The 22,302-nt window shown below is 71.4% G+C and carries 17 protein-coding genes, 1 tRNA gene and 1 pseudogene; 6 read left to right on the top strand and 13 right to left on the bottom strand.

Annotated features, from left to right (window positions below; genetic code table 11):
- Window positions 1-171 precede the first annotated feature (171 nt).
- The 3 genes from ISU07_RS17350 to metH all read right to left on the bottom strand — a co-directional run bounded on the left by ISU07_RS17350 (window position 172) and on the right by metH (window position 6,459).
- Window positions 172-1,797 carry an ABC transporter substrate-binding protein gene (locus ISU07_RS17350; RefSeq protein WP_194708074.1) on the bottom strand — a complete coding sequence of 542 codons (1,626 nt, stop codon included), beginning with the start codon at window positions 1,795-1,797 and terminating at the stop codon, window positions 172-174.
- 134 nt (window positions 1,798-1,931) lie between these two features.
- Window positions 1,932-2,618 (bottom strand): HAD family hydrolase, encoded by a 687-nt coding sequence (locus ISU07_RS17345; protein WP_323742679.1) that lies wholly within the window; start codon window positions 2,616-2,618, stop codon window positions 1,932-1,934.
- Window positions 2,619-2,685: 67 nt separating this feature from the next.
- Window positions 2,686-6,459 carry a methionine synthase gene (gene metH / locus ISU07_RS17340; protein WP_323742678.1) on the bottom strand — a complete coding sequence of 1,258 codons (3,774 nt, stop codon included), beginning with the start codon at window positions 6,457-6,459 and terminating at the stop codon, window positions 2,686-2,688.
- A gap of 146 nt (window positions 6,460-6,605) precedes the next feature.
- Here metH and ISU07_RS17335 point away from each other — a divergent pair, with 146 nt between their 5' ends.
- Entirely contained in the window at window positions 6,606-7,457 is an 852-nt protein-coding gene (locus ISU07_RS17335; RefSeq protein ID WP_194708073.1) for a PAC2 family protein, read from the top strand.
- Between the two features lie 185 nt (window positions 7,458-7,642).
- On the opposite strand, the gene mshC is transcribed toward ISU07_RS17335, so the two are convergent.
- Window positions 7,643-8,863, bottom strand: coding sequence for a cysteine--1-D-myo-inosityl 2-amino-2-deoxy-alpha-D-glucopyranoside ligase (mshC, locus tag ISU07_RS17330; protein ID WP_194708072.1), 1,221 nt, complete (start codon window positions 8,861-8,863; stop codon window positions 7,643-7,645).
- A 129-nt stretch (window positions 8,864-8,992) separates the two neighbouring features.
- Here mshC and ISU07_RS17325 point away from each other — a divergent pair.
- A pseudogene (locus tag ISU07_RS17325) lies at window positions 8,993-9,954 on the top strand (IS481 family transposase).
- Between the two features lie 188 nt (window positions 9,955-10,142).
- Here the strand turns inward: ISU07_RS17325 and ISU07_RS17320 are convergent.
- From ISU07_RS17320 to ISU07_RS17310, 3 genes are read right to left on the bottom strand one after another with little or no spacing between them, the layout of a single operon-like run.
- On the bottom strand, window positions 10,143-10,922 hold the full coding sequence (locus ISU07_RS17320) for an SCO1664 family protein (protein WP_323742677.1): 780 nt from the start codon (window positions 10,920-10,922) through the stop codon (window positions 10,143-10,145).
- An 11-nt stretch (window positions 10,923-10,933) separates the two neighbouring features.
- The gene (locus tag ISU07_RS17315) at window positions 10,934-11,527 is read right to left on the bottom strand and encodes a DUF3090 domain-containing protein (protein ID WP_194708071.1); all 594 of its coding nucleotides are present in this window, start codon (window positions 11,525-11,527) and stop codon (window positions 10,934-10,936) included.
- A gap of 10 nt (window positions 11,528-11,537) precedes the next feature.
- Entirely contained in the window at window positions 11,538-12,263 is a 726-nt protein-coding gene (locus ISU07_RS17310) for a histidine phosphatase family protein (protein WP_194708070.1), read from the bottom strand.
- 45 nt (window positions 12,264-12,308) lie between these two features.
- Here ISU07_RS17310 and ISU07_RS17305 point away from each other — a divergent pair, with 45 nt between their 5' ends.
- Window positions 12,309-13,289, top strand: coding sequence for a magnesium and cobalt transport protein CorA (locus ISU07_RS17305; protein WP_194708069.1), 981 nt, complete (start codon window positions 12,309-12,311; stop codon window positions 13,287-13,289).
- A gap of 14 nt (window positions 13,290-13,303) precedes the next feature.
- Here ISU07_RS17305 and ISU07_RS17300 read toward each other — a convergent pair whose 3' ends face one another.
- Both ISU07_RS17300 and ISU07_RS17295 read right to left on the bottom strand, forming a co-directional pair.
- Window positions 13,304-14,362 carry a M48 family metallopeptidase gene (locus ISU07_RS17300; protein ID WP_194708068.1) on the bottom strand — a complete coding sequence of 353 codons (1,059 nt, stop codon included), beginning with the start codon at window positions 14,360-14,362 and terminating at the stop codon, window positions 13,304-13,306.
- A gap of 34 nt (window positions 14,363-14,396) precedes the next feature.
- A complete protein-coding gene (locus tag ISU07_RS17295) occupies window positions 14,397-15,224 on the bottom strand; it encodes an undecaprenyl-diphosphate phosphatase (RefSeq protein WP_194708067.1) in 828 nt (275 codons plus the stop codon).
- A gap of 138 nt (window positions 15,225-15,362) precedes the next feature.
- On the opposite strand from ISU07_RS17295, the gene ISU07_RS17290 reads away from it, so the two are divergent.
- Complete coding sequence (locus ISU07_RS17290; RefSeq protein ID WP_194708066.1) at window positions 15,363-16,331, top strand: aldo/keto reductase; 969 nt, start codon at window positions 15,363-15,365, stop codon at window positions 16,329-16,331.
- A 3-nt stretch (window positions 16,332-16,334) separates the two neighbouring features.
- Window positions 16,335-16,598 (top strand): DUF5703 family protein, encoded by a 264-nt coding sequence (locus tag ISU07_RS17285; protein ID WP_228522074.1) that lies wholly within the window; start codon window positions 16,335-16,337, stop codon window positions 16,596-16,598.
- A gap of 7 nt (window positions 16,599-16,605) precedes the next feature.
- Here ISU07_RS17285 and ISU07_RS17280 read toward each other — a convergent pair whose 3' ends face one another.
- Window positions 16,606-17,640, bottom strand: a complete 1,035-nt coding sequence (locus ISU07_RS17280; RefSeq protein WP_194708065.1) for a hypothetical protein — start codon at window positions 17,638-17,640, stop codon at window positions 16,606-16,608.
- Between the two features lie 103 nt (window positions 17,641-17,743).
- Window positions 17,744-19,075, bottom strand: coding sequence for a M20/M25/M40 family metallo-hydrolase (locus ISU07_RS17275; RefSeq protein ID WP_194708064.1), 1,332 nt, complete (start codon window positions 19,073-19,075; stop codon window positions 17,744-17,746).
- Between the two features lie 82 nt (window positions 19,076-19,157).
- Between ISU07_RS17275 and ISU07_RS17270 the strand changes: the two genes are divergently transcribed.
- Window positions 19,158-19,246: transfer RNA gene (locus ISU07_RS17270), tRNA-Leu, on the top strand.
- 46 nt (window positions 19,247-19,292) lie between these two features.
- Here ISU07_RS17270 and ISU07_RS17265 read toward each other — a convergent pair.
- Both ISU07_RS17265 and ISU07_RS17260 read right to left on the bottom strand, forming a co-directional pair.
- Window positions 19,293-19,544 (bottom strand): DUF4242 domain-containing protein, encoded by a 252-nt coding sequence (locus ISU07_RS17265; RefSeq protein WP_194708063.1) that lies wholly within the window; start codon window positions 19,542-19,544, stop codon window positions 19,293-19,295.
- Between the two features lie 112 nt (window positions 19,545-19,656).
- Window positions 19,657-22,251: an AAA family ATPase gene (locus ISU07_RS17260; protein WP_194708062.1), complete on the bottom strand. Its 2,595-nt coding sequence runs from the start codon at window positions 22,249-22,251 to the stop codon at window positions 19,657-19,659.
- Window positions 22,252-22,302: the final 51 nt, after the last annotated feature.

Below are 22,302 nucleotides of genomic sequence, written 5' to 3'. Positions count from 1 at the left end.
ACGTTCGAGGTCATCGCACGATGTCTACCGCACATCAAGAGAGGGTGCACACCGTGAGGTGGCAACCCTCCGAGAATGAGGTCGGTGAGCTTGCGAACCGACTGAGGGCGAGGACTGACGCACCCCGCCGCGCTGGCGGCGGGGTGCGTCAGATTTCTTGAACCTGTGCTGTCAGTTCTTGCTGATCATCCAGAAACGGAAGATGTACGTCGGGTCGAGGGTGTCCTCGACCCCCTGCATGGACGAGTTCGCCACGGCGACGTTCTGGCCGTTCCACGACGGGATCAGCGGCACGTCCTCGGCCACGATGTCCTGGAGCTGGCCGATCTCGTCGGCACGAGCGGCCTCGTCGGTCTCGCCGATCTCCTTGTCGAGGAGCTTGTTCACCTCGGGGTTGGAGTAGTTGTTGGCGAAGAACCCACCGTCACGGACGAACGGCGACAGGTAGTTGTCGGGGTCCAGGAAGTCGGGGTACCAGCCCAGGATGAAGAGGTCGTAGGCCCCCTGCTTGGTGATCGTCTGGTACTCCTCCCAGGCCGCGTCGTCGGTGGTCGCGTCGAACAGGCCGCTGGAGTTGAGCTGGTCGGCCAGCTCGGTGGCCTCGTCGACGGTGTTCGGACCGTAGTGCTCCGGCGGGTAGCCGAGCTTGATCTTCACCGGCGTCTTCACTCCGGCCGCGTCGAGGATCTGCTTGGCCTTGTCGACGCTGGGCTCGCCGTACTTGTCCTGGAAGGAGTCCTTCTGGCCGGCGAAGCCCGGAGGCACGATGGAGTACGCCGGGGTGACGGTGCCGTCGTAGGCGTTGTCGGAGATGGCCTGGCGGTCGATCAGCTGCGCGACGGACTGGCGGATCGCCTTGTTCTTGCCCACGTCGGTGGAGAACTGCCAGACCCAGTAGCGGAACTCCGAGCCCTTGCCGCGGATGACCTCGGCCTTGCCGTTGCTCTCGATGTCGTTGAGGTCGGTCGGGCTCAGCGTGCGCCACGCGATGTCGACCTGGCCGCCCTCGACGGCGGTCTTCAACGGTGCCGGGTCGCTGAAGTACTGGATGAAGACCTGCGGCGCCTGCGGGGTCTTGGTGCCCTGGTAGGTGTCGTTGGCCTCGAAGACCGCCTGCTCGCCGGCCTTGTACTGGCTGAGCTTGTAGGGGCCGGAGCCGACCATGTTTTCGATGTCGTCGTCGGCCAGCTTGTCGTCGGCGGGGAAGGTCTCCTCGTCGACGATCGAGTTGCTGGCCGAGGTGATGACCTGCATGAACGTCTGGTCGGGCTGGTTGAGGTGGAAGACGACCGTGGTGTCGTCCGGCGTCTCGATGGCGCCGTCGGCCAGGCCGGGCTTGTCCGCGTCACCGTTGCTGATCGAGCCGAGGAGCACCGAGGCGCCGTTGGGGTCGGCGATCTCGATGTTGCGCTTGAACGAGTACAGCACGTCGGACGACGTCAGGTCGTCGCCGTTGGAGAACTTCGCACCCTCGGTCAGCTTGCAGGTGATGGTCTGCGGGTCGTCGTACTTGCAGTCGGCGAGGTCGGGCTCCGGGTTGGAGCCGTTGGCCGGGACGCTCATCAGCTGCTGGAAGATGTTGTACTCGATGTTCCACGAGCCGAAGTCGTAGGCGCCGGCCGGGTCGACGGACGTCACGGCGTCCGTGGTCCCGAGGATCCAGGAGTTCCCGGTGGCTCCGCCGCCGTCGCTCCCGCCGTCACCGCTGCCGGTCGAGCTGTCGTCGCCACCGCAGGCGGCCAGGGTGCCCACCAGGGCACTCACCGCCAGCAGGGACCAGAGCTTGTTGCGTTTCACTAACACCCCTTGGGGTCGGGCCCCGGCCGCACGCCGGGGTCGGTACCGCGGCGCAACCTACCCCTCCGGACCGTCAGGGTCCACGGAGACCGGCCGCGAACGAGGTACCGATCCGGCAACAATCGGCCGAGAGGTCAGCCCCGCACCGGAAGGTTTGCGGCCGTGAGGCCCTGGAGCGAGTCGGCGAACAGGCGCCCGGGTCCCTCGGGGATCGGCACGTGGTTGGGCACGCACAGGACCGTGCAGCCCGCCGCCTCGGCCGAGCGGGCGCCGACGTCGGAGTCCTCGATGGCCAGGCAGGAGCCCGGGTCGAGGCCGAGGAGCCGGGCCGCCTTGAGGTACGGGTCGGGGTACGGCTTGCCGCGCTCGACCGCGTCGCCGGTGACCACGGTGGCGAACGTGTCGGGCGGCAGGGCGTCCAGCATCGGCTCCACGAACCGCAGGTAGGACATCGTCACCAGCGCGCACGGCACCCCGGCGGCGTTCAGGTCGGCCAGCAGCTCTCGGGCACCGGGCCGCCAGGGCACCTCGCGCCGGATGTGCTCGATCACCGCGTCGAGGAGCTCCTCGACGATCTCCGCCGGCTCCAGGTCGATGCCCATGTGCTCGCGGATGTAGCGCCCGGAGTCCAGCAGGTCGTTGCCGACCAGGTTGAGCGAGTCCTCCTCGGTCCACGTGCCGCCGTACTTCTCGGCCATCTCCCGCTCGCACTGCATCCAGTAGGGCTCGGTGTCGACCAGGGTGCCGTCCATGTCCCACAGGACGGCGACGTACGGCGAGGGGCCGTTGGTCGAGGAAGGCGGCGCGCTGGCGCCTGTCACGAGACCGCGCCCTTGGTCACTGAGTCTCGTGACGGGACTTCGTCCCTCCTCGACCAGCGGGTCAGTCTCACTCATCGGGGTCGTAGCCCAGGCTGGGCGACAGCCAGCGCTCGGCCTCGGCCAGGCTCCAGCCCTTGCGCGCGGCGTAGTCCTCCACCTGGTCGCGGCCGATGCGCCCGACCACGAAGTACTGGGAGTCCGGGTGCCCGAAGTACAGGCCGGACACCGACGCCCCGGGCTGCATCGCCATCGACTCGGTGAGGGTCATGCCGGTGGTCGCCTCCACGTCGAGCAGCGACCAGATCGCCTGCTTCTCGGTGTGGTCGGGGCTGGCCGGGTAGCCGGGGGCCGGGCGGATCCCGTCGTACCTCTCCTTGATGAGGCCGACGTTGTCGAGCCGCTCGTCGGGGGCGTAGGCCCACAGCTCGCGCCGGACCCGCTCGTGCAGCCGCTCGGCGAAGGCCTCGGCGAGCCGGTCGGCCAGCGCCTCGAGCAGGATGCCGCTGTAGTCGTCGATCTCCTTGCGGAACTCCGCCACACGGTCGGCCGCGCCGAGCCCGGCGGTCACCGCGAAGGCACCGACGTAGTCCTTCAGCCCGGTCTCCTTGGGCGCCACGAAGTCGGCCAGCGACCGGTTCGGCACCCCCTCGCGGTGCTGCCCCTGCTGGCGCAGCTGGTGGAGCACGACGTGGGGGTCCTGCCGCGACTCGTCGAGGTACACCTCCACGTCGTCGCCGACGGCGTTGGCGGGGAACAGCCCGACGACGCCGTTGGCGGTCAGCCAGCGCTCGTCGACGATCCGGTCCAGCATCGCCTGGGCGTCGTCGTAGAGCCTGCGCGCCGCCTCGCCGGTCGTCGGGTTGTTGAGGATGTCGGGGAACGACCCCTTCATCTCCCAGGCGTTGAAGAACGGCTGCCAGTCGATGTACTTGCGCAGGTCGGCCAGGTCGTAGTGGTGGTAGACCCGCACGTGCTGCGTCTCGCCGCGGACGCCGGAGATGGTGGAGACCGCGTGGTCCTGCTGGAGCAGCAGGTGCGGACGGCGGGGACGGTACGACGTCCAGTCGACCGGCGTGGCCCGCTCACGCGCCTGCGCCAGGCCGATCATCGGCCGGTCGTTCTTGGCGGCGTGCCGGGCGCGCAGCGACTCGAAGTCGGCCTGCACCTCGTCGAGCAGGCTCTGCCGGCGGTCGTCGCTGAGCAGCTGGGCCGTCACCGGCACCGAGCGCGACGCGTCCTTGACCCACACCACGGGGCCGTCGTACTTCTGGTCGATCTTCACCGCGGTGTGCGCGCGGGAGGTGGTGGCGCCGCCGATCAGCAGCGGGATCGTGAACTCCTGGCGCTGCATCTCCGAGGCGAGGTTGACCATCTCGTCCAGGGAGGGGGTGATCAGGCCGCTGAGGCCGATCACGTCGGCGCCGATCTCCTTGGCCGTGTCCAGGATCTTCTGCGCCGGCACCATCACGCCGAGGTCGATGACCTCGTAGTTGTTGCACTGGAGGACGACGCCGACGATGTTCTTGCCGATGTCGTGGACGTCGCCCTTCACGGTCGCCATCACGATGGTGCCGTTGGTGTCCTTGGCGGTCGCCAGCTCGGGGTTGTCGAGCTTCTCCTGCTCGATGAACGGGATGAGGTACGCGACGGCCTTCTTCATGACCCGCGCGGACTTCACGACCTGGGGCAGGAACATCTTGCCGGCGCCGAACAGGTCGCCGACGACGTTCATGCCGTCCATCAGCGGGCCCTCGATGACCTCCAGCGGGCGGCCGCCGCGCGCCGCGATCTCCTGGCGCAGCTCCTCGGTGTCGGCCTCGACGTGGGCGTCGAGACCCTTCACCAGCGCGTGCGTGATCCGCTCCCCCACCGGGAGCGCGCGCCACTCCTCGGCGGTCTCCTCGGTGACGCCCGCCTCCTGGTTGTACTTCTCGGCGATCTCCAGCAGCCGCTCGGCCGCGTCCGGGCGCCGGTTGAGGACGACGTCCTCGATGCGCTCGCGCAGCTCGGGGTCCACCTGGTCGTAGACGACGAGCGCCCCGGCGTTCACGATCCCCATGTCGAGGCCGGCCTCGATCGCGTGGAAGAGGAAGACGGCGTGGATCGCCTCGCGCACGGGGTTGTTGCCGCGGAACGAGAAGCTCACGTTCGAGATGCCGCCGGAGACCTTGGCCCCCGGCAGGCTCTGCTTGATCCAGCGGGTGGCCTCGATGAAGTCCAGGCCGTACGACGCGTGCTCCTCGATACCGGTGGCCACGGCGAAGACGTTCGGGTCGAAGATGATGTCCTCGGGCGGGAAGCCGACCTGGTCGACCAGCAGCCGGTAGGCCCGCTCGCAGATCGCCTTGCGGCGCTCGAGGTTGTCGGCCTGGCCGTCCTCGTCGAAGGCCATCACGACCGCGGCGGCGCCGTACTTGCGCACGAGCCGCGCGTGCTCGAGGAACTTCTCCTCGCCCTCCTTCATGGAGATGGAGTTGACGATCGCCTTGCCCTGGACGTTCTTCAGGCCGGCCTCGATCACCTCCCACTTCGAGGAGTCGACCATCACCGGGACGCGGCTGATGTCGGGCTCGCTGGCGATCAGCTTGGTGAAGCGGTCCATGGCCGCGACGCCGTCGATCATGCCCTCGTCCATGTTGACGTCGATGACCTGCGCGCCGTTCTCGACCTGCTGCGCGGCGACGCTGAGGCCCGCGTCGTAGTCGCCGGCCTTGATCAGGTTGCGGAACTTGGCCGACCCGGTGATGTTGGTGCGCTCGCCGACGTTGACGAAGAGGCTGTCCTCGCGGATCTCCAGCGGCTCGAGGCCGGACAGCCTCATGACGGGCGCGGCGACGGGCACCTCGCGCGGGGCCACACCCTCGGCGGCCGCGGCGATGGCCGCGATGTGCTGCTCGGTCGTGCCGCAGCAGCCGCCGACCAGGTTGACCAGCCCGCTACGCGCGAACTCGCCCAGCACCGAGGCCATGTGCTCGGGCGTCTCGTCGTACTCGCCGAACGCGTTCGGCAGGCCGGCGTTCGGGTGGGTGGAGACGAACGTGTCGGCGATGCGGGCCAGCTCCGCGACGTACGGGCGGATCTCCTCGGCCCCCAGTGCGCAGTTGAGGCCGATCGCGAGGGGCCGGACGTGGCGGACGGAGTTCCAGAACGCTGCGGTCACCTGACCCGAGAGCGTGCGCCCGGAGGCGTCGGTGATCGTGCCGGAGACGATGACCGGCCACCGGCGGCCGCGCTCCTCGAACAGCGTCTCGACGGCGAAGATCGCGGCCTTCGCGTTGAGCGTGTCGAAGATCGTCTCGATGAGGAGGATGTCGGCGCCGCCGTCGACCAGGCCGTTGGCCTCCTCGAGGTACGCCGCGACGAGCTGGTCGAAGGAGACGTTGCGGGCGCCGGGGTCGTTCACGTCCGGCGAGATGCTGGCGGTGCGGGTGGTCGGGCCGAGCGAGCCCGCGACGTACCTCGGCCGCCCGGCCGTCGCGGCCTTGTCCGCGGCCTCGCGTGCGACGGCGGCGGCCGCCCTGTTGAGCTCGTAGCAGTGGTCCTCCAGGCCGTAGTCGGCCTGGGAGATGCGCGTGCCGTTGAAGGTGTTGGTGCAGATGATGTCGGCGCCGGCATCGAGGTACGCCGCGTGGATCTCCCGGACCAGGTCCGGCTGGGTCAGCGACAGGAGGTCGTTGTCGCCCTGGAGGTCGCCGTCGTGGTCCTTCATCAGGTCACCGCGGTACTGCGCCTCGTCCAGCTTGTACTGCTGGATCATCGTGCCCATGGCGCCGTCGATGACCAGGATCCGCTCGCGCAGGGCGGCGGAGAGCTCCTCGGTGGCATCGGGACGAACGGTCACGCAACTCCTCCAGTCGGCTGTTCCCGCCAGCCTAGGAACCGTGGTCCGGCTGCTGGACAGGGTTCCCGCATCGTGACACCGGCTCCGAAGCCCGGGGAAATCCCGGGCCACGACTTACCCAATCACCGAGGTCGTAGGGTGGCGCCGTGATCGAGATCGAGGACGTCGGTGACCTGGTGGACCCGGTCGTGATCGCCGCGTTCGAGGGCTGGAACGACGCGGCCGACGCGGCCTCGTCGGTGGTCGACCACCTCATCAAGGTGTGGGGCGCCCGGGTCATCGGCGCCATCGACCCCGAGGAGTTCTACGACTTCCAGGTGAACCGGCCGATGGTCTCGACCAGCGACCAGGGCTACCGCACCATCACGTGGCCGACCACCCAGATCGCGGTGGCCAGTCCGCCCGACATGCAGCGGGACGTGATCCTGATCCGCGGGATCGAGCCGAACATGCGCTGGCGCCAGTTCTGCGCCGAGCTGCTGGCCGCCGCCGACGACCTCGGCGGGCAGATCGTGGTCACCCTGGGCGCGCTGCTGGCCGACACCCCGCACACCCGGCCGGTCCCGGTCACCGGCACCGCCACCGAGCCCGAGCTGGTGGACCGCCTCAAGCTGGAGACCTCGACGTACGAAGGGCCCACCGGCATCGTCGGCGTCTTCCAGGACGCCTGCGTGCGGCTGGACATCCCGGCCGTGTCGTACTGGGCCGCCGTCCCGCACTACGTCGCCCAGCCGCCCTGCCCCAAGGCGACCCTGGCCCTGCTCGGCCGGCTCGAGGACCTGCTCGAGGTCAGCATCCCGCTCGGCGACCTTCCCGAGGACGCCCGCGCCTGGGAGCGCGGCGTCGACGAGCTGGCCGAGGAGGACGAGGACATCGCCGAGTACGTCCGCTCGCTCGAGGAGACCCGCGACACCACCGAGCTCCCCGAGGCCTCCGGCGAGGCCATCGCCCGCGAGTTCGAGCGGTACCTCAAGCGCCGGGGTGACGAGCAGAGCTGACGCCACCGCCGTCGGTCGAGGAGGGACGAAGTCCCGTCACCAGACCGAGTGAGGCTCATCGGTCCGCTCGGAGGTGCCGGTTATCCCGCGATCGCGCGGAAATGGCAGGTTTCGGCGCCCAGAACCTGCAGTTCGGCTGCGATCGCGCGATTATCGGCACCCCAGCAGCGACCAGCGCGTCGCCCCTAGACGAGCCCGAGGGCGGCGTCGACGACGTCGCGTACGGCGGCGGGGGCACCGTCCTCGGACGCGTCACCGTCGAGCGTGGCGCGCACCCAGGCCTCGACGGCGGCCACCGCACGGGGGGCGTCGAGGTCGGCGGCCATCGCGGCCAGCACCTCGGTCACGACCGGGCCGGAGGGCGCACCGGTGGGCGTCGCGAAGGCCCGACGCCAGTCCTCGAGGGAGTCGACGGCCGCCCAGAGCTCGTCGTCGACCCACTCCCAGTCGCTGCGGTAGTGGTGCCGCAGGAGGGCGAGCCGGATCGCCATCGGGTCGACGTCGCTGTTGCGCAGCTGGGAGACGAAGACGAGGTTGCCGAGCGACTTGGACATCTTCTCGCCGTCGTAGGCGACCATCCCGGCGTGGGCGTACACCTGCGCGAACGGCTTCCCGGTCGCCACCTGCACGTGGTTGGCACACATCTCGTGGTGCGGGAACACGAGGTCCGACCCACCGGCCTGGACGTCGATCGTCTCGCCGAGCTCGTCGAGCGAGATGGCGGCGCACTCGATGTGCCAGCCGGGCCGGCCGCGCCCGAACGGGCTCTCCCACGACGGCTCGTCGGGCCGCTCGCCACGCCACACGACGCAGTCCAGCGGGTCCTTCTTGCCGGGCCGGTCGGGGTCCCCGCCGCGCTCGGGGAAGATCGTCAGCATCTCCTCGCGGGACAGCTGTGACTCCTGGCCGAACGCCGGGTCGGCGGTCACCGAGAAGTAGAGGTCGTCGTCGACCTGGTAGATCGCCCCGGCCTCCTGCAGGCGCTCGATCAGCGTGACGACGAGCGGGATCGACTCGACGGCCCCGACGTACGCCTCCGGCGGGATCACCCGCAGGGCCGTCATGTCCTGCCGGAACAGCTCGGTCTCGCGCTCGGCCAGCGCCACCCAGTCGACGCCGACCTTGGTGGCGCGCTCGAGCAGCGGGTCGTCGACGTCGGTGACGTTCTGCACGTACCTGACCTCGTGACCGGCGTGCCGCCAGGCCCGGTTGAGCAGGTCCCAGGCGACGTACGTCGCCGCGTGGCCCAGGTGGGTGGCGTCGTACGGCGTGATGCCGCACGCGTAGAGCCGCGCGGCACCCGAGGGCGAGACCGTCACGAGGGAGCCGGTCGCCGTGTCGTGCAGCTCCACCTCCGGCCCGGTCACGGACAGCGCGGGGAGGTCCGGAGCGGGCCAGGAACGCATGGCGGTCAGCCTAGTTGTACCCGGCAGGGACGTTGGTGACTGGTTAGTTGACTAAACGAGGTCGTTGACGTCGGGAGGACCTCCCGGCTTAGTGGAGATGTCTAGGTCTTCACGCACCAGGAGGTCCTCGTGGCCCACGCTAACGCTCGTTTGAACCTGTACGGCCGTCGTCTGCTTGTCTCCCGAGTCATCGACGAGGGCAGACCGGTGGCTCATGTCGCCAAGGAACTCGGCATCTCCCGGCAATGCGCGCACCGGTGGGTGAGCCGCTTCCGCGCCGACGGCGAGGCGGGCCTGCGCGATCGATCATCACGTCCACACCGATGTCCGCGCCGAACCAGCACGGCCCTCGAGCAGCAAGTGCTCCAGCTGCGGCGCACCGAGCGCCGCGGACAGGACTGGCTCGGTCCCGAGCTCGGCCTCGCCCCACGCACGGTCGCAGCGATCCTGCGCCGTCACCGGGTGCCCTACCTGCGTGAGTGCGATCCACTGACCGGAGAAGTCATCCGAGCCAGCAAGACCACCGCCCTGCGTTACGAACGAGCCCGTCCCGGCGACCTGGTCCACATCGACGTCAAGAAGCTCGGCAAGATCCCCGACGGCGGCGGCTGGCGAGCACGTGGCCAAGGTCGTGAGAACCACATCAGCGGCCACGTGAAGGTCGGCTACGACTACGTCCACGCCGCGGTCGATGACCACTCCCGGCTGGCCTACGCCGAGATCCTGCCCAACGAGCAGGGCACAACGTGTGCCGCGTTCCTGCTTCGAGCCGGCCAGTTCTTCGCCAACCACGGCATCACCATCAGCCAGGTCATCAGCGACAACGCCAAGAACTACACCCGCTCCCGCGACTTCCAAGCCGCCATCGCCGAACTGGGCGCCACCCACCTGACCATCCGCGCACACTGCCCCTGGCAGAACGGGAAAGTAGAACGGTTCAACCGCACCGTGCAGACCGAATGGGCCTACCACCAGGTCTTCCACACCAACGACGAACGAGCAGCAGCACTCGCACCTGGCTCGACTTCTACAACAATCGACGACGCCACTCAGCCATCGGAGGCCAACCACCGATCAGCCGACTGTCATGAACCTGTCTGCCGAGTACACCTAGTCGTGCGCCCGCAGGGCCCTCCGCGGGCTCACGATGGTTGCGGATGCTGGTCATCTCACGGGGTTTCGAGACGCGTCGGGCGTCCGTCGCTGCGCTCCGTCCACCCCGAACGCTCCTCAACCTGCCCGCCTGCTCCTTGCCCTCGCGAGCTCGGGCAAGGGGCGGTCAGAAGGGCGGCCAGGGGATCGCCGGCCAGTCGCCGCGCGGGATCGGCAGCGCCCCCACCCGCAGCAGCCGGGCGACACGACGCCGCGTCGCCTCGATCTCGAACGCCGTCAGCAGCGGGGCCAGCGCGTCGGCCAGGTCCTCGTCGAGCGCCTCGGCGAGCACGTGCAGGCCACCGAGCTCGTCGGCGTCCAGCGGCGAGCCGGCCCAGCCCCAGAGCACCGTGCGCAGCTTGGGGTCGGTGTGGAAGGAGACGCCGTGGTCGACGCCGTACCGGTGCCCGCCTGCCATCGGCAGCACGTGGCCGCCCTTGCGGTCGGCGTTGTTGATCGCCGCGTCGAAGACCGCCATCCGGCGCAGCGCCGCCGAGTCCTCGTGCACCAGCGCCACCTCGTGGTCCCGGTCGTCGACGCCGTCGAACACGTGCAGCCAGCCCGGCCGCTCGCGCAGGTCGCGGACGACCGTGACCGCGTCCTCGGCGTCGTCCGGCTCCTGCCAGACCTGGACCATGCCCGGGCCGTGCGGTCCGTCACGCAGGAAGGTCAGCGGCACGACGTCCCAGCCGAGCGCCTCCGAGACCAGGTACGCCGCGCGCTCGCGGGCCGCCAGCGTGCCGTCGGGGAAGTCCCACAGCGGTCGCTCCCCCGCGATCGGCTTGTAGACGACCGTGGTGCCGCACACCTCACCGACGAACGTCGCGTTGGAGGCGGGCATCACCCGCCCGTGCAGCTCGAGGTCGCCGGTGAGGAGGTCGGCGCCCGGCTCGCGCGCCGTGCTCACGTCAGCCCACGTCAGGCGTCGCGGCGGCGGTACCCGTTGGCCCGCACGCACAGGTGGCCGGACGGGTCGATCGGCCCGCCGCAGAACGGACAGCTCGGGCGGCCGGCCTCCACGACACGGCCGGCCCGCAGCGCGAACGCCCGAGCGGCGCCGGGCGTGATCCTGACCAGCAGCACCTCCTGCGGCTCGGGCTCCTCGTACGCCTCGATCTCCAGCTCGTCCTCGTCGTCGCCGTCCTCCCCCACCACCACCTCGTCGGTGATCGGGAAGACCTCGATGACCACGCGGCTGGTGCCGGGGTCCCACGACAGCGTCATGGTGCCCGCGCGGAACTCCTCCTCGATCGGCTGCTCCAGCGGCGCCTGGTCGTCCAGGTCGTGGGGTGCTACGGCCGGCACCAGCTCGCGCGACGACCCGTCGTCGAGCACCTGGTCGAGCAGCTCGTCGACCCGTTCGGCGAGGGCCGCCACCTGCTGCTTCTCGAGCGCCACGCTGACCATCCGGGGGCCGCTGCGCGCCTGGATGAAGAAGGTGCGCTGGCCCGGCTCGCCGACGGTGCCGACGACGAACCGCTCCGGCGGGTCGAACTCGTGGATCACAGGCACGGCGACAACCCTATGACGCCGGAGAAGCCGGTCCGGCCCCGCCGCCGACCACCGCGTCCGTGGACGCCGCGCGCTTGCGGGCCCGGCCCTTCGCGGGTGGCGGCGCCAGCCACGAGAGGTCGCCGTCGTGCGTGTTCGTGGCCAGCACGAACGGCCGGGTGGAGGTGTACCGGACGATCGAGACCGAGGCCGGGTCCACGTTGATCCGCTGGAACAGGTCCAGGTGCATGCCCAGCGCGTCGGCCAGCACCGCCTTCACGAGGTCACCGTGGCTGACGGCCACCCACACCGCCCCGGGACCGTGCGCGGCCTCGACGGCGGCGTCGCGGCGGCGTACGGCGTCCACCACGCGCGCCTGCATCGCGGCCAGCGACTCGCCGCCCGGGAAGTGGGCCGCCGAGGGCTGTCCCTGCACCACCTTCCAGAGTGGCTCCTTGACCAGCTCCTTGAGCGGCCGGCCCTGCCACTCGCCGTAGTCGCACTCGGTCAGCCCCTTGTCGGCGACGACCCGCACTGGCCCGGCCTGGGCGCGCGCGACCGCCTGGGCGGTCTGCCGGCACCGCTCCAGCGGGCTCGAGACGACGGCCGCCAGCGGCACGGCGGCCAGCCGGGCCGCGGCCTTCTCCGCCTGGGCGACGCCCGTCTCGTCGAGCCGGACCCCGGGCGTACGACCGGCCAGCACCCCGCCGACGTTCGCCGACGTCCGCCCGTGCCGGACCAGGATCACCGTTGCCACGGTCGCGAGGCTAGCCACTGCACCCGGCCGCACTACCTTGGGGCCGTGATCGTCGACAGCGCCGTGTACCGCAAGGGCGTCCGTGTGAAGGTCGACTGCGGCACCCGCGACTACCCTGCCCTCCTGGCCGCGGCCGACGAGGAGCACGACTTCGTCTGGGTCGGGCTCGCCGACCCGGCCGAGGCCGAGCTGGCCGAGGTCGCGGCGGCGTTCGGGCTGCACCCCCTCGCCGTCGAGGACGCCCTGAACGCCCACCAGCGGCCCAAGCTCGACAAGTACGCCGACAGCCTGTTCCTCACCCTGCGCACGCTCTGGTACATCGACGAGGACGACGCCGTGGAGACCGGCGAGATCAACATCTTCATCGGCGCCCGGTACGTCGTGACCGTGCGCCACGGCGCGGGCTCGGAGCTGCACACGCGTCGGGTCGACCTCGAGGCCGACGCCGACGTGCTCGGTCACGGGCCATCCGCGGTCGTGTACGCCGTCTGCGACCGCGTCGTCGACGACTACGAGGCCGTGGCCGCGTCGCTCCAGGAGGACGTGGACCAGGTCGAGGCGTCCGTGTTCTCCCCCGAGCGCACCAACGACTCGGTGCGGATCTACACCCTCAAGCGCGAGGTCGCCGAGATGCGCCGGGCCGTGTTCCCGCTGAAGGAGCCGATGCGCCAGCTGGCCGACGGCAAGGTGGAAGGCATCGACCCGAAGGCGGCGCCGTTCTTCGCCGACGTCTACGACCACGTGGCCCGGACCGCCGAGGCGATCGACGAGCTCGACATCCTGCTCACCGCGGCGTTCCAGGGCCACCTGGCCCGGATCTCGGTCCAGCAGAACGACGACATGCGCAAGATCTCCGCGGGCGTCGCGCTGGCCGCCGCACCGACCCTCATCGCCGGCGTGTACGGCATGAACTTCACCCACATGCCGGAGCTCGACTGGACGTTCGGCTACCCGTTCGCCCTCGGACTGATGGCGTTGATCGTCGCCGGGCTCTGGGTGTTCTTCAAGAAGTCCGGCTGGTTGTGAGCCCGCAGGTCGGGCTACTGAGGCGGCTCCGGCGGCCGGAACCGCTCGTCGAGCCACATCCGGGCCTGGCCGAGGAAGCCGGCGGCGTCGTGCACGAGCCGCCCGACGGCGTCCTGGGTGCGCCGGAAGGTCTCGGAGTAGCTGGCCGCCGCCTCCTGGGCGGCGTCGCTGACCTTGGCCGTGGCGTCCTCGTCGCGGCGCGGGTAGGTGCCGCCGAGGATGGCGGTGTACTCCCCGGACTCCGTCCAGCGACGCAGCTCGGCCGCGCGGACGACGGCGAAGGGGTGGGTGGTCTGCTCGACCAGGAAGACCTTGAGGATCGAGTCGCGCAGGTCCTCGGTCTCGGAGTACTCGTTGCCCTGGGCGAAGAACGACGTGGCGTCGAGGTCCTCGATGTGGCCGCCGGAGGCCAGCTTCATGTGGAAGCGCGTGGCCGCAGCGGGGTTCTGACCCGCGAGCAGGCCCGCGCGGTCCGCGGACAGCTCGGACTTGCGCTGCCACTCGAAGAGGGCCGCGGTGATGGCCCGCAGGCCCAGGGCGCCACCGGGGATGGCGTACAGCACCCCGGTCAGGCCCAGGATCCGGGCCAGGAGGGTCCGGTACACCGAGTGCCCGCTCATGGCGTGCCCGAGCTCGTGGCCGAGCAGGAAGCGCATCTCGTCGTCGTCCTCGCCGACCAGGTCCACGAGCCCGGAGTAGACGACGATGATCGGCTTGTTCATGCCGATGGTCAGCGCGTTGAAGCCGGGGTTGGCGCGGACGTACAGCTCGGGGACGTCCTGGCAGTCGAGCGTCGCCGCGACGTCGGTCATCAGCCGGTGCAGGCGCGGGAAGTTGCGCTCGTCGACCCGGACCGACGACCCGAGCAGCAGCAACCGCACCGACCGCTCGTTGATCAGCCCCGACAGCGTCTTGAGCAGGGTGTCGAAGCCCTTGAGCTTGCGCAGCGCCACCAGGGCGCCGCGGTCGGCCGGGTGCTCCCACGCTCGTGAGCTGATGCCTGGAAGGACCGCACGCGGTCGTGCCGGTGGTTGGGCCGCAGGTGTGGCTTCGTTCCCCGTGTCGTCCGCCATGCGGCGAATCCTCACACGGTGCGCAAGAAGGGGGTCAAGTCGCCGACATGGCTCCGGCCGCGAGGAGCAGCAGGATCGCGGCGCCGACGACGACGCGGTACGGCACGAACCACGCGATCGAGTGGTGCGCCACGAACCTCAGCAGCCAGGCCACGCTGGCGTACGCCACCACGAACGCCACCACGGTGCCGACCACGATCGGCCCGACGGCGAGCGAGCCGTCCAGCGCGTCGGGCAGCTCGTAGATGCCGGCGGCCAGCAGGGCCGGGATCGACAGGAAGAAGCTGAGCCGGGTCGCGGCCACCCGGTCCAGGCCGAGGAACAGGCCGGTCGAGATGGTGGCGCCGGAACGGGAGACGCCCGGGACCAGGGCCACCACCTGGACCAGGCCGACGACGAGGGCGTCGCGCATCGTCAGCTGCTTCTCGCCGCGCTGCTGGGTGGCCGCCCGCTCGGCGGCCCACATCACGGCGCTCCAGACCACCAGCGCGGCGCCGACGACCCACAGGGACCGCAGCGGGCCGGTGATCAGGTCCTTCCCCAGCAGCCCGGCCAGGCCGACGGGGATGCTGCCGACGATGACGTACCAGCCCATGCGGTGGTCGCGATGACCGCGCCACTCGGCGTTCACCAGGCCCCGGCACCACGCGGTGGCGATGCGCCAGATGTCGCGGGCGAAGTACACGACGACCGCCAGGATGGCGCCCATCTGGATGACGGCGGTGTACGCCGTCACGGCGGGGTCGTCGAGCTCCAGGCCGAGCGCCTTCTCCGCGATCGTCAGGTGGCCGGTGCTGGACACCGGGAGGAACTCGGTGAGGCCTTCGACGATGCCGAGGATGACGGCGTCGAGGTAGTCCATGGCGGGCGTTCTGCCTGTCATCTCGGGGGCGGGCCGCGCTCCACACTAGGGGCCGCCGCCTGACCGCAACCTGACGACCCGCCCGGCTCCTCGGGAGTCCCGCCTCGCGGCGGGGGCCCGGGCACTAACGTTATGCGCATGCACGTGCGGTCCGTCGGTGCCACCGGCCTCAAGGTGTCCCGACTCGGACTGGGCACGATGACGTGGGGCCGCGACACCGACGAGCACGAGGCGCGCGACCAGCTGATCGCGTTCGCGGAGGCCGGCGGCACGCTCGTCGACACCGCGGCCGGCTACGGCGACGGCGCGTCCGAGGAGCTGGTCGGCTCCCTCATCGGCGACGTGGTCGCCCGCGACGAGATCGTGGTGGCCACCAAGGCCGGCATCTCGCGGCGCACCGGCACCCGTGTCACCGACGCCTCCCGCGGCAACCTGCTGGCCACCCTCGACGGCTCACTCAAGCGGCTGGGCGTGGACCACGTCGACCTGTGGCAGGTGCACACCTGGGTCGACGACGCTCCCCTGGAGGAGACCCTGTCGGCGCTCGACACCGCGGTGTCGTCCGGCCGGGCGTCGTACGTCGGGGTCTCGAACTACGCCGGCTGGCAGACCGCCCAGGCGGCGACCTGGCAGCGCGCCGTGCCGGGCCGGGCGCCGCTGGCGTCGACCCAGATGGAGTACTCCCTGCTCAACCGCTCCGTCGAGGACGAGGTCGTCCCGGCGGCCCAGGCCCTGGGCCTCGGGTTGCTCCCCTGGTCCCCGCTGGGCCGGGGAGTGCTGACGGGCAAGTACCGCGGAGGTACGCCGGCCGACTCGCGCGCCGCGTCCTCCCACTTCGCCGGCTTCGTCAACGCCTACCTCGGCCCGCGCTCGCAGCGCATCGTCGAGGCCGTGGCCAAGGCCGCCGAGGGGCTGGGCTGGACGCCGCTGGAGGTCGCCCTCGCCTGGGTGCGCGACCGACCGGGGGTGACCGCGCCGATCGTGGGGGCTCGCACGGCGGCCCAGCTGCGCGGTGCGCTGGGTGCCGAGGAGCTCACGCTGCCGGAGGAGCTGGTCACCGCCCTCGACGACGTGTCCGCCCCCGGCGGGTCCGAGGGCGGCGAGTAAGCCATGTCCCGCGCCCCCGACGCAGCCCTCGACCGCCTCGGCGGCCGGGCGCGCGGGGTGGAGTGGGAGTTCGAGAAGATCACGTTCGACCGCGACTTCTCGCGCTCGGTGGTCGCCCGGCTGCTCGTCGAGCGGGCCGAGCACGGTGGGTGGGAGCTGGACCGGGTGCGCATCGCGCCCGACGGCACCCGTCGAGTGGTGCTGCGCCGCAAGATCATCCGCATGCGGCCGAGCTTCGCGCCGCCGCTCGCCGGACCGCCCGCCTGAGGAGCGTCTAGCAGTTCACACGGGACTCGGCGAGGCAGCGGTCGTCGCCGGCCCCTCCGTCGGCGGAGTCGGCCCCGCCGCCACCGCGTAGGACGTCGTCGCCCCCCGCGCCCTTCAGCACGTCGTCGCCGCCGCCACCCACCAGGAGCGCGTCGCCGGCCGGCAGGCCGTTGCAGCCCTCGTCGTCGACGGTCAGCCGGTCGTTCCCGGCGCGGCCCCGCAGCACGACCTCACAGGCCCCGCCGCCGCTGACCGTCTCGCTGGCCTTGCTGCCGCGGAAGCGCAGCCGGTCACCCTGGACGCCGGCGAGGTCGAAGCGCTGGAAGCCGCGCCAGGTCAGGCGGGTGACCTCGTCGAGGGTGGCCTGGCCCTCGACGTTGTCGAAGTCCCAGCTGCCGCTCACGCCCGGACCGGGCAGGGGCTGGTAGGAGTTGCTGCCCGGCCCCCCGGACAGCACGGCACCGGAGCTGAAGCCGTAGGTGACCAGCCCGTCGTCGCCGGTGCCCAGGGCCACGATGTCGGTGTTCAGCGCCGTGCTGCTGCCGCTGATCACGTAGTCGTCGCCGCCGTAGGTGAGGATCGTGTCGCTGTCGTCCGACGACGTCTGGTTCGACGACTCCTGGCTCCAGACCCGGTCCGGCCCGTCGCCCCCGATGAACCGGTCGTCGCCGAAGCCGAGGCTCACGAAGGTCTTGCCCTGGTGCGCACGGGCGCCGACGAAGTCGTCACCGGGTCCGGCGTTCACGATGGCGGGCCCCTTGCCGGTGATGCAGATGGAGTCGTCACCGGCACCGGTGTCCACGCGCGCGGCACCGCCGGTGATGATCACGTCGTCGCCGGCGGTCCCGAGGATGGTCTCGCCCGGCGAGCCCTCGTCCATGGTGGGCGTGCGCCCGTTGCAGGTCGCTGCGGCCGCGAGGTCGTCGGCCGGCTGCGCCCACGCGGAGGGAGCGAGTGCCAGCAGGAGGCCGGCGAGCACGCTCACGAGGACGCCCACGGGCGCGACCGTGCGGACCACGGGCGCGTGGCGGCGCGGGGACATGGGTCCTCTCCTCCTGGCGTCTCGGGGTGGAGGTGTCACCGGGTCGGATGCCGGTGGGCGCGGAAATGTTCGCAGGCATCCGGCCCGCGGGTCGAGAGGCGGGTCACACCTGGTCCAGCAGCCGGTCGACGACCCGGGCGCCGAAGTGGAGGGCGTCGACCGGGACCCGCTCGTCGACACCGTGGAACATGGCCGCGAAGTCGAACCCGTCCGGCAGCCGCAGCGGCACGAACCCGTACGACCTCATCCCGAGCTTCGTGAAGTGCTTGGCGTCGGTGCCGGCGCTCAGCAGGTACGGCACGACCAGCGCGCCCGGGTCCTCCGCGGCCACGGCCCGGGACATCGCGTCGACCAGGTCGGTGTCGTGGGGCGTCTCCCAGGGCGGCTGGTGCGAGACCGCCTCGACCTCCACGCCCTCGCCGCACAGCTCACGCAGGGTCGCCCAGAACTCGTCCTCGTACCCGGGGAGGAACCGCCCGTCGACGTACGCCGTCGCCTCGGTCGGGATGACGTTCACCTTGTAGCCGGCCTGGAGCATCGTCGGGTTGCACGAGTTGCGCAGCACCGCGCCGATCATCTTGGTGGCCTCGCCGAACTCCTCGACCAGCTCCTCGACGTTGTCCGGGGTCATCTCGGTGCCGGCCAGCTCGCCGACGGTCGCCAGCAGGGTGCGCATGGTCGGCGTGAGCCGCAGCGGCCACTCGTGGGTGCCGATCCGGGCGACGGCCTGCGACAGCGCGGTGACGGCGTTCTCGCGGTTGACCATCGACCCGTGGCCGGCCCGGCCGCGGGCGGTCAGCCGGATCCAGGCCATCCCCTTCTCCGCCGCCTCGAGCAGGTAGAGGCGCTGGCCACGGATCGTGCTGCTGAAGCCGCCGACCTCGCCGATCGCCTCGGTGCAGTGCGCGAGCTGGTCGGTGCGGTCCTCCACCAGGCGCTGCGCGCCGCGGTGGCCACCAGCCTCCTCGTCGGCGGTGAAGCACAGCGTGACGGGCCGCTCGGGGACCGCGCCCGCACGGGCCCGCGCCCGCACGACCGACAGCATCATCGCGTCGAAGTCCTTCATGTCGACGGCGCCGCGACCCCACAGGAGGTCGTCGCGGATCTCCCCCGCGAACGGGTCGACCTGCCAGTCCTCGGCCGCGGCCGGGACGACGTCCAGGTGGCCGTGGAGCAGCAGCCCGTCGGTGCGGTCGCCCGTGCCACCCCACTGGGCGATGACGTTCGCGCGGCCCGGCTCACCCTCGTAGATCTCGGCCTCGATGCCGACCTCGTCGAGCAGCGCGGCCACGTGCTCGGCCGCCTTCCGCTCCCCCGGTCCGTCCTCGTCGCCGTAGTTCGAGGTGTCGAACCGGATGAGGTCCCGGCAGATGTCGACGACCTCGCCCGAGGGGTCGTACGACGGTCGCGGACCGGTCTCCGAGTCGGGCGCCATGGGCCTTATCCAAGCACCCGACCTCCCCCTCCCCTCGATGCGAAGAACGCAGTTTCGCTTTGCTACGCTTCCAGCCGCACTCGTCCGGGTGGCGGAATTGGCAGACGCGCTAGCTTGAGGTGCTAGTGCCCGTATTAGGGCGTGGGGGTTCAAGTCCCCCCTCGGACACCAGACCTGCTCCAGACCGACTCCAGACCTGCTTCTGGGTGACGACTCGTCACGATCCCTCCTTGACCTCGACGATGTCGTCGGCGAGCAGGCCGTGAGCGTCCTTGTGGACCTGGACGGCTGCGTCGGCCGAGGGCGCCTCGACCAGGCAGAAGATGATGCCCTGGGGCTCGGCCACCCAGTACCTCAGGTAGCTGACGTCGTGCCGGCCCTGCTCCTGCAGGTCGGCCAGATGGGCCTTCGCGACGTCCTCGACGGTGACGCTGCCGTCGAGCCGGTGCGTGTCCATGAACAGCGGCATGGTTCCTCCTCGTGTCCGGCCCGTTGTCGGGCACGACCGACGCTAGGCAGGGTCGGCCGGCGTCACATCCGCGCCCGGTACGCACCTTCACGGCGGTGCCGCCCAGTTTCCGCTACGTCGTGACGACCAGGCCGCGGTCGGACGCCGCCTTCGCGGCCTGCGTCCGGGAGCTCACGCCGAGCTTGCCGAGGACGTGGGACACGTGGTGCTCGACCGTGCGCTCCGACAGGTAGAGCTCCCGCGCGAGCTCGGCGTTGCTCAGCCCGCGCACGAGGCCCTCAAGGACCTCGCTCTCCCGCTGGGTGAGGCCGGCGGGATGCGCTCGCGTGCTGGCGCGCGGGCCGGCCGGGACGGTCTCGGCGCCGATCTCACGCAGCCGCTGCCGCACCCGGCCCTCGGCCGCGGGAGCATCCAGCGCCCGGAACCGATCCACGGCGTCGCGCAGGTCCTCCTCACGATCGGAGAAGGCCAGCGCCATCGCGGCGAGGTACGCGGCGCCGAGCCGGTCCCACTCGTGGGCCGCGGCACGGTGGTCCCCCGCGAGCTCGAGCGCCCACGGGCGCGCCGGCGCGGGCCACGCGTCGGGCGCGTCGAAGGCGACATCCGCGCGCCGGCACCACACGAGCGCCGGCCCCACCTCCCAAGGATCCGGTCCGGTCTGCGCCAGGACGCCCGCACGCGCCTCCTCGGCCACGCCGAGCGGGCGTCGCTCGATCCAGTGCGCCTCGGCGCGTGCGACGCGCACGCGCAGGATGTACGTCGGCTCCCCGACGCCGAGGGCCACCTGCAGCACCTCGTCGAGCGACACCCAGGCAGCCTCGGTCTCCCCGGCGCGCGCACACATCAGTCCTCGCGTGGTCAGGGGGGCCAGGCTGTTGGCCAGCGACGGGAGCTTGCTTCCCAGCAGCGCGTCGTTGAGGGAGCGAGCGTCCGCCGACCGGCCCTGGGCCAGCAGGAACGAGGCCGCGTCGCCCCGCAGGCACGCGCCGTAGGTGGCGACGTCGTGCGCCTCGACGTACGCGATGGCGTCCCGGAAGACGGCCTCGGCCTCCGGCACGTCCCAGGTGATGCACAGCAGCTCGTGGAGGTTGGTGTACGAGCGAGCGATCTGCGCGTCGAGGCCGAGACCCAGCGCGATCTCGACGGCCTCCCGCATCGAGGGCAGTCCGTCGTGCCCCAGCGTGTGGAGCGTGGCTCCCACGTTGTTCAGCGCGTCGACGACGAGGTCGGGCATCCCCAGGTCGCGTCCCAGCTGCATGGCGGCCCGGCTCAGCTCCAGGGCCTCCGCCAGGTTCCCCTGGCCGTGACGGGTCGCGGCCAGGCTGAGCAGGGCGCGGGCGAGCTCGGGGCCGGGTGGCAGCACCTCGAGCCGCGCGACCGCCTCCTCGGACAGGGCGGCGCACTCGGCGCCACGACCCACGCGCCACACGCACGGCACGAGCTTGCGCAGCGCATCGCCGATCCGCAGCTCGTCACCTACCTCGCGCCACAGGGCGAGCGCCTCCTCACGCACCGCCGTGCTCTCGTCCCACTCGTCGGTGAGCGACGTCTCGAACCCGAGCGCGTCGAGCAGCTCGGCCCGGGCCCGCGCCGGCAGCCCGTCGGCGTGCCGGATCGCCCGGCGGTACTGGGCCGCCGCCTCGATGTGCGCCCCGGCGCGCGCGGCCGAGACGGCCGCCGCGGGTGCATGACGGAGGACGGCAGCCGAGTCACCGGCCAGGTCCGCATGGTGGGCGAGGCGGGCGTCGTCGCCCGAGTCGGCCACCACGGAGAGGACCGCCGCGTGCAGTGCTCGGCGGCGATGGGGCGGCAACGCGGCCGAGACGGCCAGCCGGGCGAGGTCGTGGCGGAAGGCGAGGGCATCCTCCGACTCCACGAGGAGCCCCGAGCGCACGCACTCGTCGAGGCCGGTCGGGGTGACGCCCTCGACGGCGTTCACGACCGCCAGGTCCTGGCGCGTCCCGACGACAGCGGCGACGTCCAGGGCCCGGCGGCCGTCCTCGCCGAGGCGGGCCGCCCGGGAGAGCACCGCGTCACGGACCGACGCCGGCACCTCGACGCCGTCGCTCGCGAGCAGCTCGCTGAGGTAGTACGGGTTCCCTCGGGTGAGCCGGTAGAGCTCCTCTCCGTCGAGGCCGCTGGCCTCGGCCGCCGAGCGGACCGCTGTTTCCGACAGCGGCGGCAGCGCCATGCGCCGGGTGCCCCGGAAGCTGCCGAGGTCGCCGAGCAGACGTCGTAGCTTGCTGCCCTCCGCCAGCTCGTCGTCGCGATAGGTCAGCAGCAGCAGGGCGCGCGTCGCCGCCAGCCGGCGTCCCACGTGCTTGACGAGGTCGAGGGTCGCCTCGTCGGCCCAGTGCAGGTCCTCGACGACGACCACCGAGAGCTCGTCGCCGGCGCGGAGGGCGGACAGGAAGGCGTCGAACAGCTCCTCCCGGACCGCGCCTCGCTTCAGGGTGGCCGCCAGGTCGCCACCCAAGGCGGGGGCGACGTCGTACAGCGGACCGAGCGGGCGCGGCGTGGACAGGTCGTCGCAGGCTCCCCAGGCCCAACGGGCACCCGGCATGCGCTCCTGGAACGCCTCGATGAGGGCGGTCTTGCCGACGCCCGCCTCACCCGCGAGCAGGACGACCCGGCTCTGCCCCATCAGCGCGTCGTCGACGTACTCGGCGAGCGAGTCGAGGAAGGTGTCGCGCTCGAGGAGCTCCACGCTCCGCAGTATGCCTGCGGACCACCCGCGTGTCAGTCGTGCCGGATCGCG

Source organism: Nocardioides islandensis, from assembly GCF_015352455.1.
Lineage (GTDB): Bacteria > Actinomycetota > Actinomycetes > Propionibacteriales > Nocardioidaceae > Nocardioides > Nocardioides islandensis.
This window is presented reverse-complemented; position numbering and strand designations above follow the sequence as displayed.